Genomic DNA, 13,108 nt, shown 5'->3' on the forward strand with positions numbered 1-13,108 from the left:
ACGGTTCATCCCCACGCGAGTGGGGAATGCAACACTAGGGAGATGCACTCAGAAGCCGCCCGCGGTTCATCCCCACGCGAGTGGGGAATGCTGCGCAGCTGGATGAATGGATGAGCGGTGAGACGGTTCATCCCCACGCGAGTGGGGAATGCGTCTACAAGGTCCACGGCCGCAGCAATAAATCCGGTTCATCCCCACGCGAGTGGGGAATGCGAGGAAGTGCGCGACGTGTCTGTGAATCACAACGGTTCATCCCCACGCGAGTGGGGAATGCAGGCATGAGATTTGAAAGCTCGATGTCTCGGTCGGTTCATCCCCACGCGAGTGGGGAATGCAGCGCGTAGGCCGCGTCGACATCACCGACCAGCGGTTCATCCCCACGCGAGTGGGGAATGCCCGCAGGCGGGATTGAACGGGGAGGTTGATATCGGTTCATCCCCACGCGAGTGGGGAATGCGCGCGCTGTCGATTTGAGCGCGCCGCCCCAATCGGTTCATCCCCACGCGAGTGGGGAATGCTCAACCACGCCGCCCCAAACGAAGGGGCGCGACGGTTCATCCCCACGCGAGTGGGGAATGCATGACAAGAGCATCGTAGGGCTTACGCGCAGTCGGTTCATCCCCACGCGAGTGGGGAATGCACGGCGCTGACCTGCTAGACACGCTGAACCACCGGTTCATCCCCACGCGAGTGGGGAATGCCTATTCGTTTCAATTGAGTGCTCTGCACGCGACGGTTCATCCCCACGCGAGTGGGGAATGCCACAGGGGCAAGATTTACCAAAAATCGATAAACGGTTCATCCCCACGCGAGTGGGGAATGCCGTCGACGTAAAGCTCTCGTTGGTGCTGGCCACGGTTCATCCCCACGCGAGTGGGGAATGCCTTGTGGTCATCTGTATCACCAAAAGCAATACCGGTTCATCCCCACGCGAGTGGGGAATGCTTGAGCAATACGATGGAGTCTGGCGATCGAAGCGGTTCATCCCCACGCGAGTGGGGAATGCACTTCTTAATTTTAAATTTAATTACCTCATTCCGGTTCATCCCCACGCGAGTGGGGAATGCTAGCCCATAAAGTAAATGTACGGAACCAAGCGCGGTTCATCCCCACGCGAGTGGGGAATGCGCTCAGTCGCTGACAGAGTGGTAATGCGGCACCGGTTCATCCCCACGCGAGTGGGGAATGCAGAATAGCAAAGGTGCTGAGTACAACTATACTCGGTTCATCCCCACGCGAGTGGGGAATGCACTTGCTTTAATCTTGCCCATGCATTTTTCTCCGGTTCATCCCCACGCGAGTGGGGAATGCGGATTTTGACAGATGGAACATGGACAGACTCGCGGTTCATCCCCACGCGAGTGGGGAATGCGTGAGCCCCCGCCGCTGGTTTGCATTCATTGGCGGTTCATCCCCACGCGAGTGGGGAATGCTCAATCAGGCTCCTATTCTCATGCCTACTAGGCGGTTCATCCCCACGCGAGTGGGGAATGCTTCGCAGAGACACGAGATTGACGATATTCCAACGGTTCATCCCCACGCGAGTGGGGAATGCGTCGAACGTCGCCTCAGAAGGCACCACGAACTCGGTTCATCCCCACGCGAGTGGGGAATGCTCGGTTAATTCCCGCAAACTTACAGCTAATTGCGGTTCATCCCCACGCGAGTGGGGAATGCCCGCAAACACTGTTGCTTTAATATTCGGCCATCGGTTCATCCCCACGCGAGTGGGGAATGCCGCTTTGTGCTTGTTCGGCGGCGGCTGGCTTTCGGTTCATCCCCACGCGAGTGGGGAATGCGTATTGCTCGCGCCCATGAGCAAACCCATCGCCGGTTCATCCCCACGCGAGTGGGGAATGCTCCTCTCCCTTTCTCTTTCTTTCTTCTCTCTTCGGTTCATCCCCACGCGAGTGGGGAATGCTTCTTTCCTCTCTTTTTTCTTCCTTCTCTCTTCGGTTCATCCCCACGCGAGTGGGGAATGCGGACTATCGCGAACTCAGGCGACGAATCCACGCGGTTCATCCCCACGCGAGTGGGGAATGCTTCAATTTCAGATTCAATATTAGCAATATCGGCGGTTCATCCCCACGCGAGTGGGGAATGCATCAGTGGGCAGTGGCACGGATGATCCGTGCCCGGTTCATCCCCACGCGAGTGGGGAATGCTTCTTCTCTTCTCCTCTCCTCCTCTTTTCTCCCGGTTCATCCCCACGCGAGTGGGGAATGCGACGACCTTGTGAACGGCTGTGCTCGTACCGTCGGTTCATCCCCACGCGAGTGGGGAATGCTCTCGTATTACGAGCAACTTACAGAACTTGAAATGCGAAAATCAGTTAAAGTGCAAGGGTAGATGTTATTTTGCGTAACCGAGTCGACGTAGGTGCTCAAAGACCCCTGCACAAGCGATGACGTCAGCAAGTGCATCGTGTTTTGGTTCGTAGTCGAAGCCTAGTAATTCCTTGTGCAACTCTCCTAATCTTGGAAAGTTAGCGAGTCGTTGTTTCTTTTCTTTACGTAGGTATGTTTGCCCCATGTATGCCGTGCAGTAGCGCTTTTCTGGGAATGTTAGAGGGAAGTCGATACGCATGGCTTCGCTTTGTATAATCCCGAGGTCGAAATTCAAATTATGTGCGACAATGCTGTCGGCATCTTTCATTACATTATTTAGCGTTTTAAGTTGTAGCTGGAGATCTTCTCCTTCTTCTTCGGCCTGTTGTTGCGTGATTCCGTGGATACGCATTGCGCTGTAGGGAATCTTAAAGCCGTCTGGGCGGATGAGTGCACGGTGGTCGATTTCAATGGAGTCTTTGCCAACGAGTCCCCAGGCTATCTGTATCATACGTGGCCACTGCTTGTAGTTGCGCTCAGTGACAAAACTGAGTGGCGTCAGACCAGTGGTTTCTGTATCGATGATCAAATGCATACTTACTTTTTCGTCTGGCTGCTTAGTGCTTCGATTAGAGATATTCCAGAAAGCTCCATTTCTTGTTGTCCACTGGCACCTTGTGGTCCGAAGCGTTCCATTTTGTAGCCTTGGCAGTTGGGCCAGGAAGTAATGCTCAGGAATCCGAATTCGGGGGGCGCGTGTTTGACGATGAACTGCATCACTTTGTCATGGGTGCGCACGTTGAGGGTTCCCACAAATACGTTTGGGCGCGGTTCGATAAACCAGCGTTTTAAGTGGCCGCGTATAAAGGCTGGTACGTCATTGGCGATGATCACAGTCATGCTTCCGCTTTGGGTTGGAGTGGATGTGGTTTTGGCTCTTGCAGGCTACTGAGATCTTTAAACAGAGCTTTTAATTCATTGGGCGCGCGTTGTAGCATGCGGCTTTGTTCGACATTACGTTTGAGAATCTTGCGCACCAGTTTACCATCGTCTTTAGGGTTGATGGATATTGCTTCAAATGCGGCAGGCCAAGAGGTTTCGTGTTTATACAAATCGGCAGCGTCGTAGATGAAGGGGAGTGTGCCGGCTTTGTGGACAAAGCCTAGTTGTGGAATGAAGCCCATTGAGCAGCAGACTGCGGCGATCAGTGCGTAGTGCGAGGCCGTGGCAGCGGAGAGTGCGCGGTTGATGTTGTCTGCCATATTCCAATTGGAGGGCGAATAATTGCGTCCTTTCCAAGTCACTCCATATTGCTTGCCTAGTTCTTCATAGATCTTTTTGACACGTCGCCCTTCCATGCCGCGTAGTTGCTCGATGGATACGCCGCTGGTAGGCACATCGGGGAAGCGGTAGCGAAACATACGTCGAGCGACTTCGTTACGTTTGCGTGGAGCCGCCCAAGCTTCGGCATGGATGCGTGCCATGGAATTGTCATGGTTCGGTGTGATGCCGTAGGCGTAAAAGCGCAGGCCGTCCTCGCCCAGCCAAAGTAGCGGGCAGTTACATTGTGCGGCTGCTTTCACTGCGGCATGTGTAATCGTCGTGCCAGGGCCTAAGATAATTGCAGAGACCGTCGCCACGGGAATGGGGCAGAGTTTCCCTTTGGAATCGATCCATTTGATCGCCGCGTCGTCCACCTCGATACGTCCATGCTCGAGATAGATGGGGGTCCAGCGGTCTTTAGCTGGCGTGAGCGTATCGAGGGGTGGGCGTTGAAACAGAGGCATGGGGTAGTTTGTAAGAGGTTTTATTGGGATGTGGCGTGCTCGCTTGCGAGCGCTTCTTCTTGGGCTTTGAGAAATGACTGACTCAGAAAGAGGCGTCCGCAAGCGGACACGCCACAACGCTCTATTTTTTAATCTTTGCTTGGGCGATGTTGGCGGATGTTACGCGCGCGATAGGCGGCGGGAACGGCTCCGTGATGTTGGCCGAAGGCAATGGCTTGGTCGCTTTGATAGAAACTACCATCCTGCTCCGAGTCGCTTTGTAGTTCTTCTTGATACTCGAATGCTTCGAGTGAAGTCGGTGTTTGCTCCGGGAGTATTTCGAGTAGGGCATCGAAGGCTTGTTGACGGTCCTCTCCCACAGTGGGCGTAAGCGGGCTCGCCGGCAGGCAAGTTTTGCGACCAAACCAGACACCCCAAACAGGATCGAGCAGCGCCGCCTGAACGCGGGTGAGCGTAGCGGCGTCGCCTTCCCAAATGGCGACGAAAGACGTGTCACATAGGTAGGAGCGACGGGTGATGACTGTGCCGAACGCTGCGCCCGAAGCCTTTTTCGGGATACTCATTTTTTCCCAGAGTGGTGCTTTTTTATCATATCCGCCTCCGACCGTATGGAAGTCAGTCAGGCGCGACGGAGTGCGCTGAGTCTGTTCTATCCGCACGACGGTCAACTTCAAGTCGCTGAGCGCTTGCAGATGCTCGGCTTCGTCGCTTGCATGTTTGTCAATGCCAAGCGCGGCGGCGATTAAGCCAACCAATGCGCTTTTGGTTGGAAAAGCATTGGTCTCGCGGTATTGGAATTTGGAGGACGCCCCCCACGATTGTAGCGGGGCGTCGATGTAAAATGCTAAGGCTGGCATAATGCTTAGTCCTTGAGCAATTGATCGATGAAGGCGTCTAAGCCACCATCGGTTTCGGTGAGGAAATGTTGCTCGCCCTGTGCCCCCCAAACTTTCTCGATGGATGCGAGGTGTGCTTTCATTTCGTCGAGCGAGGCGGCTGCGAAGCCTTGACCGCGGCTGCTGACTGGCTTTTCGAAGGCATTGATGAGCTGTAGTGGCTGGCCCTTTTCTTTGCGAATGCCGAGCACTTCGTGTGGCAACGTGCCCGCATTCATCGAGTTTTTACGAGCATTGGGCACCGCTGTCAGCGCAGATTTAATGAAAGCGCGTAGGATGTCTTTACGCTCGTCCTCGCTTAGGCCTCCGAGGTGTGTGGGCGCGGCAAGCAAGTCGAGGTTGATGGCCACATAGCGGTAGTAGGTGGCGGAATTGAATTCGAGGCTGCCGATCATGCCCGCGCCGGCATCTTCCGCGTCCCCTTTGCGGTCATCGACTGCAGAGAAAAAGTCGACTTCGTTGTTGGTCTTATGCGTGGAGAGCGCGTGCGAAAACATCGAGGCACCTTCGACATTTAGATTCGGATCGTTCGCGATCATACGACCAAAGAGAGCAATGTCAGCGGCATCCGTGCGGGTAGCATTTTTGATAGCTTTTTTGGCATCTTCGCCACCTGCGATTGCTGTCGCGATTTGTTGAATCTCGCCTGGCGACAGGTAGACGGCAGTCGTCACTTGTTCGGGATGCTTGCTGTCTTTTTTACTAAAGAGCACACAGAGGGCTTCGGCTTGTTTGGCGGCTGCGTCCGCATCGAGCCCCGCAGCACTCAAGGCTTCGGTGAAGGGAAGCAATAGATGGCGTGAGCGAATGCCCTCAAAACCAGCATGGTTTTCGTGCGCGAGCACACGACTGGCGCGTTTCAAGCATTGGCTGGAAATGCGGGCACGTTGCACGCCGCCGAAGACGGCTGATTTAGGAGAGCCGACGTCGTCACGATTGAGGCAAGAGACGGGGAAGGACTGGAGGATGTGGAGTTCGATGAGTTTCATGGTGTTTTAATATTGTTAATAGAATTTTGTGATTAGATTTGTTGTGAAATTTAGTCGTTTGTAATCGGAACGAGGCAGAGCATACCGAAGCCGAAGGCCTTGGCGGAACCGATACCAGATTGGGCGGCATTCAAAAACGCCGTTGGATTTGTGACTTGTAGGAGGCCTGTAAATTCGGTGGCGGTGTGTGTGCCGCTCTTGCCTTGTTTTAGAAATTGCTGACGTGGGCGCGGCACCGTTTTGAGTGACGTCATATCAATGCTAAAGCCATGCTGGGCGCCCTTGCGCTCGATCCATGCAATTAGGTCTTCGCGTTTGCCGAGCGCGATGCGTTTACCGTTCTTCTTTTTGACGCCATTCGCATCGCGTACCACCAATTTTTTGGTTGGGTTGGCAAGCAGTGAAAACCGGTACTGCCTGTGTTGGAAAAAACTGTCTGGGATGGTCTTAGAGTGCCAGTTGTTGCTTGGGCACCAGTCTGGGCGCGTGGGCGGTTCTGGAGATTGGATCAATAGCCGAAAACCGTGACCGGTGTCATCGACCCGAGTCAGGAAGCTGCGCTCGGCTTCGGGTTGGCCGGGAAAGGCTTCCCATATGCGCTTGTGCCAGGCGTAGCTGTCGCGAAAGCCACCATGCTTCCATTCACGCGCGGCAACGTCGTAGGGGATCTGTGCTTGTGTGAGAATCATACTTCAGCGGCCTCCGTTTGGAGTGGAGCCATGGGTGCTTGCCAGAAACCGGCCGCCCAATTGACTTTCACGTTCTCACTGTAGTTGGCCCAGTAGTTCAGATTTTTGTGAAGTTCCTCGTAATCAAGAGCGATGCCTTCGCGTTGTAATCGTTTGACTAAACGATGGAGTTGCTTCGCGAGATCATCGAGATCATCACAGGCGAGCAGACGACGAAAATGGCTGTCATAGGGGTGGTTGCCGTCTTTTCGCTCGCCTAGGCGCAGTGCGGATTTACCCACGCTTTGTCCTGCCTGATGCTCGGGGTGTTCGGCGTTAAGCGCGGCTAGGATTGTTTTTCGGTCGTCTTTCAGTGCTCCGAGTTGGCCGAGTAATGGATAAGCTTGGTGGCGCGTCGCTGGGCTCCAATAGCGGCGAAGGGCTGCTCGACTGCCTCGGTCGGCGACCATTTTTTGCAGTCGCGCTAGGAATGTGTTCTGTGTGTCGGTTTCCATGGTTTAGAGTTTCATTTCGGATTGAATGTTTGGGATAGATGAAGATTTCTTGGGCTGCTTGGGGGCTTTCGGAGGTTTGGGATACAGTGCCTTCATTAGAGGTTTGATGCCGTTGGCATACGCTTGAATTTGGCGTGGTGTGCTGCGAGGGCAGACAGAGTTGAAGGCATCGAGCGCGGTAGATTGCACTAGCTTTGTCCACGCGTCGACAGCGCCGGCTTCACCAATGGCCGGTAGCCCGCGACGGCTTTCAGTGTCTCCGGCCATTTGAATTAGAGTGCGATGTTTGAGGTCGAGTTGATGCCAGTAGTGTTTTTGAGCAGATGGCACAGGAGGGTTCTCATGTTTGAGTGCGCCCCAATAGGTTTTGATTGCACCATAGAGCTTCTTAGAAATGGCATCGGCATGATCGACCCCGTTTGCGTAGATCTTACGCCCATCTTCACTGAACAATTGTTGAGGCACGGTGAAGGTGGATTCGGTGCAATCAATTATTTTAGCATCCTTAGCTTTCACCAGTTCACCTACCCATAAATTCGTATGTTGTTTGAGTGTGTGTCTATTATTGAAGGCCTGTAGGTTGAGTGGCCCCGACGCCTCATCGGTATGTTTTAAATTAGTCACTAAGTGTAGATCACGCCAAATGCCTTGCTCTAGGTTCGCGCGTAGCAGTCGGCGATTATCTTTAATCGTCAACGTAGTGGCGAAAGGATCGCGATAGGCTTCAAACTCAGGGTATTGATGTCCTTGATCGATCAAAGTGGTGGCATAGTCGTCGGAGAGCCACAACGCGCAGGCTGTAGGTGCTAGCCGTGCGAGCAAATTATTATCGGCGGGCGATTCCCAAACGGGAGTGCCGATTTCTGCACCTGTTTGTTTGAGTGTTTCGAGGTCGATGCAGTTGCGTAGTAGCGTTTCTTTGAGTGAGTCCCCAAGTAATAACATCTGCAATGATTTTAGGCTAGGGCCATTACCTTTGACTTTGGATGCCATACTGCCTCCGACGAAAAAGTTTTGTAAGGTAAGTAAACCGAGCGCGGCAGCTGCGGGTTCCCATGGGCGGGCATCTTCGCCCCAATGATCCATGAGTTTCGGGCTGTTTCCTGATGCGAGTTGGAAAAATATTTTACAGAGTGGATAGCCTTCACTGCTTTTGGCTGTCGTTTTTTTAGACTGCAAAAAACGCGGGCCGTCGCCCAGTAGATTAAAGTGTGGGTAGATGTCGTCTCGCTTAAGGTAGGCGATTATGTCCTCGGAAAAGTTGGTTCCGAACTCGTCCCATTCGTCTTCATCTTCGGGGGCACCGAGCGCGGCGTGGGTGATGCAGACCAGTAGGCGGGTGAGGGCTATGCGTTCGTGGGGGGCGCAGTCTAGGTCAGCTATTTCAGAACTACGGGCAAAGGCGGTTTTTAGTGAGACCAAGGGGGATGTCTCGGCGCTGGCGTCGTGTCGCCAGCGCACTGGAATCCATGGGGAGTCGATGAGATTGAAGTTTTGCATGATATGAGTGAGATTAGAACCAGAAGTCTTCAGGTTGCTCGGAATAGGGAGTTGATTCAGATTTTTCGTAGGTGACGCCGATATCGCTGCGGTAGTAGAGGGTGTAGGGCTTGTCGTCGCTTGCGTAGCACTGCAGCTCGCTGCTGTCGCTGGCTTGGATGGCGAGCACGCCAGAGTCGAGGTGTTGTTTCAGCCAGTCGGGAGCGGCGGTGAGTTGCGGTTTGACTAAATAGGCGGGGATGCGGGTCGCATGGCTTTGCAGTGCTTTGGCGACGGCAAAGTTGAATTCACCTGTGTAGTGGCTCTCAGTGGTGCCGTCTGGTAGTTGCCAAGTCACACGGCCGCCTTGTTCAATTGGAGTGCTCGGGAGTATGACCAGTAGCGCGGTTGGTTTAATGCCGTAGCGGGTCTCGGTGCCTTCTTTATCTTCGATGGCAGATGCATTAAAGACGTCACGCAGTTTTGCTGTGCCAAGCATCTTGTCACGCTGATAGGTGTGATCGATGACGAATCTTGCGAGGGCTTCGCCATGCCCTTGGGCTGGATTACGGGCTGCCGCCTCCTCAAGTAAGGGGCGGATGTCGTCGGGCAGTTGAATCGTTTCTTGGGCGCTTAGGGTGACAGCTGCTCGCCAGATACTGAGGGCAGGATAGACATAATGGTGTGGTTTGAGCGCGTCTTCGACAGCTTTGGCGTGGCCTTGCCAGTCGGAGCTTGGATGTAAAATGTGGCAGATTGCTTGTTCGCAACCTGCAGGGCGCGTGCGCACATGGCGATGAAGACGGCCAATGCGTTGCAAGATCAATTCAGTGGGCGCGAGATCGGTGACGAGGCAATCTGCATCAATGTCGACGGATTGCTCGACGATTTGAGTTGAGACCAATAAGGAGCCTGTAGGGCGTGAATGGCCGTCTTTGTTGCCTTTGCCAAGCATCGACGTCCATTTTTCTTCGTTGCGGTCGCGTTCGTTTTGAGGGAAGCGGGAGTGCAACAAGCCGACGTGTTCAGGAGGGATTCGCTCGGAGAGCCGTGCTTTTAATTGGCGATAGGTTTCCTGCGCCAGCGCAACTGTATTACGAATGACGACCACGTTGGCGCCTGCTTCAACTTTAGCAGCAATTTGATCCCAGAAGGCGTCTTGATTCGAGTCATCGAGCGCGGAGTGATGCAGGTGAATGGTTTGTTGGGGCAATTCGCCAGGCACGGGAATGTGGCTGGCATGGCTGGCTCCAGTCGCCACTTTGGTAATTAAGGGGTAGGCTTGTGGTGCATCGTTCTCGATGGCGTCAGCGGCTTGCACGAGTTCGGCACGTCGTTGAGCAGTGAGAGTCGCCGAGAGAATAATGACAGTTGAGCCTGCTTTGAGCAAATAGCGGATCAAGCGGTCGATTAAAGCCGACATGTAGGGGTCGAAGGAATGCACTTCGTCGATGACGACGACTTTACCTGCGAGTGCAAAATAACGCAGAGCCGCGAATCGCGCAGGGAGCACAGCCAGTAGAGCCTGATCGATGGTGCCCGTTCCAAAGGGCGCAATGAGTTGCTTGCGAGTCGAGTTATACCAACGAAGAGCCTCGTTCTGATCGTTAGCTTCATTTTCAGGCGCTTCCTTTTCCGATTCTTCAAAAGTGGGAGCGAGTCGCTGGCATTTCTTATCGCCGAGCCATGCGTTGCCATGAATCAGGGCTTGGGTGCTGTCTTCACCGAGGGTATTGCGCAAGAAATCAGTGATGCGATCGTGGATCTTGTTGGAAGTGAGCTGTGTCGGCAGTGCGAAGTAGAGTCCGCGTTCGTCGCCTTGAGTCCAGCGCTGATAAGCGGTTGTGAGGGCTGCTTCGGTTTTTCCCATGCCCATCGGGGCTTCCACGATGTAGAGTCCAGGAGTGTCCGCAGCTTGGAGGAGTGTTTGCTGAATCGGGCGAGGGGCGAAATCGTTTGGGGAGATCGGGTTAAACTGCTGGCCGAAGCTTCGATTCGAGCGAACGCTTGGGTTCCATTTTAGCACGTCGAGCTGTTGGTTGACAGTCGGCGCGAGTGAAGCGTGATCGGTTGATATTTTAGGTGGAAACCAGTCTGAATTGGAACCGATCCAATCGGAGAAAATAGTGAATCCGGTTAGCAGGTGGATGCGTTCTGCTTCATTTTTAGCTAATTCAGAAGGTAGAGCGCCAAAGCGTTCGACTAAAATCTGCAGTAACTCGTCACGCAGTGAAATGAAACTCTGATTCCCGCCTTCATAAGGCGGGCGCTTAAGCGGTTTGCTGCCGCACGGGTAGCGACCATGGTGGCCGCCGGTACTAATGAACCAATATTGCTGCTTTTTATTGCGAGCATAAGATTCGATACATTGCAGATGCCATTGGCTTACAATTGCATGGTTTGTCGTTAGCCCGTCTGCTATCAGCGTTTGCTGCAACGCTTCGTGCCATGGCCAAAGCGGGGCTTTGAGCTGAAATCCAGGTGTGAGTTTACCGATGTCATGCGCAGCTACTAATGTGACGCTGCCTTCGGGCAAAGTTTCTTGAACGCGTTTAGGAAGCCTTGCCCAAAGTGCCTGAGCGACCGAGCCAACGAGGATACAGTGATCGGTGACTGATAGGCTAGGCAAGCCAGTTTCGGGGTCGGTCTTCGCCCAGCAATGCTTGAGTGAGAAAGGTTTCATCCTAGACAGACCTCCGAAAACAAGGGCTCCCATTCATTTTGAGGAGCGGGTTCTCCGGTTGGGGTGCTTTCCGTATGGGCGTAAAAAGGCATGGGTTGCGATGAGATTATGTAAGTAACGCTATTTTTTAGGCGAGCGTTTTATAGATAATTTACGAACGTTCGTTTGATAGGAATGTTTTGTGTGCTGGATTGAATTTAAAATCAATACTAAAAAGTAAGTTGATCATAAAAAGTTAACTGGTGTGTTGGGGCTTGATTTTTTGGTGCTCGCTTGTTTACTGGTCCTATTAATTATGAGTATGGATCGAACGATTTCGGGATGGAGTGAGCAGCAGCGCTTATTGTTTATTGAGCGCTTGCTGTTTTGGCGTGGTAGCATCAATCGTCGGGATCTGTGTGATCACTTTGGCATCTCGCTGCCGCAGGCGACGAAGGACCTGGTTTCTTACACGACTTTAAATGCGGGGGCGTGTCAGTATGATGTGCGGCGCAAGTGCTATGTGGCGGCGGCTAAAATGCAGACAGTGCTGCGCGAGCCGAACTTTAGCGAGGACATGGAAGCGGTCGGTTCTGCCATGCGTGATGAGCTGGAATACGGCGAGTTTGTGTTGGGAGGTAGTCGTCCGCAGCGTGTGGCGGATCGGTCGTTGCATCGTAAGTTGTCCTTGGCCGCCTGCAATGGAGATTGCGTGGAGGTGACTTACTGGTCGGTCAGATCGGGCAGTTCTGAAAAGCGCTGGATGAGTCCGCGGTGTTTTGGTTTTGATGGGCTACGCTGGCATGTGCGGGCGTATTGTCACCGCAGAGGGGGCTTTGGAGACTTTGTGGTTGGTCGTTTTCAGCGCGTGGGGCGGGCTAAGCCTTGTCCGTTTAGCGATTTGGTTGATGAGGATTGGCTGGCGACAGTGACTTTAACTTTCCGTCCGAGCAGGGGCTTGAGCGCGAATCAACGTACGGCTTTGGAAATGGACTATGGTATGGAGGCCGGAGAGCTGCGCTTGAATGTGCGGCGCGCGATGCGGATCTATGCCTTGCGACGTTTAGGATTTGTGCAAGAGCCCTTGCAGCCTCCGATGTTGAATGAGCTGCAGCAATTGGAGTGGGTGGATTGATTTTCGAGGAGCGCGAGCACTCAATCGCCTTGGATGAACCTAAATTCAGAAGTCAGGAAATAGAGGCCAGCCACTGTCAGTTACTGATGACAATCACGACATGCGCCATTAATAGGTGCAATGACTCATCATTGGTGATCTTTATATCCGCCGATGTTGAGCCTGCGTATGAATGGATAAGCGTATATGAGTTCCTATAAGCGGTCCCCAGCTACGCTGGAAATGCAGAGCATCGGGGCTTCAGCTCAGTTTCTGATTTTCGCCAGTTATTGATGGAATGAAATTTTTGTAGCCTGTAACGTTTCCATTCTAGCTGTTCAATCGGTTCAAAATTCAGCAAGTGCCAGCTTGACGTAGATTCGGCTTAGCCGAAAACCGCTAATGTTCACTTATATACGCTTATACTGATTCTGTATCCGCCGACGTTGAGCCTGCGTATGAATGGATAAGCGTATATGAGTTCCTATAAGCGGTCCCCAGCTATGCTGGAAATGCAGAGCATAGGGGCTTCAGCTCAGTTTCTGATTTTATCCAGTTATGGTGGATTGAATTTTGTAGCCTGTAACGTTTCCATTCTAGCTGTTCAATCGGTTCAAAATTCAGCAAGTGCCAGCTTGACGTAGGTTCGGCTTAGCCGAAAACCGCTAATG

At 53.2% G+C, this 13,108-nt stretch carries 10 protein-coding genes and 1 CRISPR repeat array; of the genes, 1 reads left to right on the forward strand and 9 read right to left on the reverse strand.

Annotation, left to right across the window (positions count from 1 at the left end; translation table 11 throughout):
- Position 1 precedes the first annotated feature (1 nt).
- A CRISPR array of direct repeats spans positions 2 to 2,287; the repeat unit is 29 nt; unit sequence CGGTTCATCCCCACGCGAGTGGGGAATGC.
- A gap of 65 nt (positions 2,288 to 2,352) precedes the next feature.
- The 9 genes from QEH52_RS18215 to cas3 form a co-directional block, all read right to left on the reverse strand.
- The gene (locus QEH52_RS18215) at positions 2,353 to 2,922 is read right to left on the reverse strand and encodes a 3'-5' exonuclease (protein WP_308952385.1); all 570 of its coding nucleotides are present in this window, start codon (positions 2,920 to 2,922) and stop codon (positions 2,353 to 2,355) included.
- Positions 2,923 to 2,924: 2 nt separating this feature from the next.
- Positions 2,925 to 3,227, reverse strand: a complete 303-nt coding sequence (cas2e, locus tag QEH52_RS18220) for a type I-E CRISPR-associated endoribonuclease Cas2e (RefSeq protein ID WP_308952386.1) — start codon at positions 3,225 to 3,227, stop codon at positions 2,925 to 2,927.
- Positions 3,224 to 4,114 (reverse strand): type I-E CRISPR-associated endonuclease Cas1e, encoded by an 891-nt coding sequence (gene cas1e, locus QEH52_RS18225; protein ID WP_308952387.1) that lies wholly within the window; start codon positions 4,112 to 4,114, stop codon positions 3,224 to 3,226. Before cas1e ends, cas2e begins: the two co-directional genes overlap by 4 nt.
- Positions 4,115 to 4,242: 128 nt before the next feature.
- Entirely contained in the window at positions 4,243 to 4,971 is a 729-nt protein-coding gene (cas5e, locus tag QEH52_RS18230) for a type I-E CRISPR-associated protein Cas5/CasD (protein ID WP_308952388.1), read from the reverse strand.
- Between the two features lie 5 nt (positions 4,972 to 4,976).
- Complete coding sequence (gene cas7e / locus QEH52_RS18235) at positions 4,977 to 5,999, reverse strand: type I-E CRISPR-associated protein Cas7/Cse4/CasC (RefSeq protein WP_308952389.1); 1,023 nt, start codon at positions 5,997 to 5,999, stop codon at positions 4,977 to 4,979.
- A 50-nt stretch (positions 6,000 to 6,049) separates the two neighbouring features.
- The gene (cas6e, locus tag QEH52_RS18240) at positions 6,050 to 6,688 is read right to left on the reverse strand and encodes a type I-E CRISPR-associated protein Cas6/Cse3/CasE (RefSeq protein WP_308952390.1); all 639 of its coding nucleotides are present in this window, start codon (positions 6,686 to 6,688) and stop codon (positions 6,050 to 6,052) included.
- A complete protein-coding gene (gene casB, locus QEH52_RS18245) occupies positions 6,685 to 7,182 on the reverse strand; it encodes a type I-E CRISPR-associated protein Cse2/CasB (protein WP_308952391.1) in 498 nt (165 codons plus the stop codon). The genes cas6e and casB overlap by 4 nt, the downstream gene beginning before the upstream one ends.
- 3 nt (positions 7,183 to 7,185) lie before the next feature.
- Positions 7,186 to 8,682 (reverse strand): type I-E CRISPR-associated protein Cse1/CasA, encoded by a 1,497-nt coding sequence (casA, locus tag QEH52_RS18250; protein WP_308952392.1) that lies wholly within the window; start codon positions 8,680 to 8,682, stop codon positions 7,186 to 7,188.
- 13 nt (positions 8,683 to 8,695) lie between these two features.
- Positions 8,696 to 11,344 (reverse strand): CRISPR-associated helicase Cas3', encoded by a 2,649-nt coding sequence (gene cas3, locus QEH52_RS18255; protein ID WP_308952393.1) that lies wholly within the window; start codon positions 11,342 to 11,344, stop codon positions 8,696 to 8,698.
- Positions 11,345 to 11,639: 295 nt separating this feature from the next.
- Here cas3 and QEH52_RS18260 point away from each other — a divergent pair, with 295 nt between their 5' ends.
- On the forward strand, positions 11,640 to 12,458 hold the full coding sequence (locus tag QEH52_RS18260) for a BrxR family helix-turn-helix transcriptional regulator (RefSeq protein WP_308952394.1): 819 nt from the start codon (positions 11,640 to 11,642) through the stop codon (positions 12,456 to 12,458).
- Positions 12,459 to 13,108: the final 650 nt, after the last annotated feature.

It is taken from the genome of Thalassobacterium maritimum, assembly GCF_031127805.1.
GTDB classification, from domain to species: domain Bacteria; phylum Verrucomicrobiota; class Verrucomicrobiia; order Opitutales; family Coraliomargaritaceae; genus Thalassobacterium; species Thalassobacterium maritimum.

Excerpts from the sequence above, each read along its gene's own strand:
- QEH52_RS18215 (WP_308952385.1), bottom strand. The coding sequence starts at position 2,922 with ATGCATTTGATCATCGATACAGAAACCACTGGTCTGACGCCACTCAGT.
- cas2e (WP_308952386.1), bottom strand. The coding sequence starts at position 3,227 with ATGACTGTGATCATCGCCAATGACGTACCAGCCTTTATACGCGGCCAC.
- cas1e (WP_308952387.1), bottom strand. The coding sequence starts at position 4,114 with ATGCCTCTGTTTCAACGCCCACCCCTCGATACGCTCACGCCAGCTAAA.
- cas5e (WP_308952388.1), bottom strand. The coding sequence starts at position 4,971 with ATGCCAGCCTTAGCATTTTACATCGACGCCCCGCTACAATCGTGGGGG.
- cas7e (WP_308952389.1), bottom strand. The coding sequence starts at position 5,999 with ATGAAACTCATCGAACTCCACATCCTCCAGTCCTTCCCCGTCTCTTGC.
- cas6e (WP_308952390.1), bottom strand. The coding sequence starts at position 6,688 with ATGATTCTCACACAAGCACAGATCCCCTACGACGTTGCCGCGCGTGAA.
- casB (WP_308952391.1), bottom strand. The coding sequence starts at position 7,182 with ATGGAAACCGACACACAGAACACATTCCTAGCGCGACTGCAAAAAATG.
- casA (WP_308952392.1), bottom strand. The coding sequence starts at position 8,682 with ATGCAAAACTTCAATCTCATCGACTCCCCATGGATTCCAGTGCGCTGG.
- cas3 (WP_308952393.1), bottom strand. The coding sequence starts at position 11,344 with ATGAAACCTTTCTCACTCAAGCATTGCTGGGCGAAGACCGACCCCGAA.
- QEH52_RS18260 (WP_308952394.1), top strand. The coding sequence starts at position 11,640 with ATGAGTATGGATCGAACGATTTCGGGATGGAGTGAGCAGCAGCGCTTA.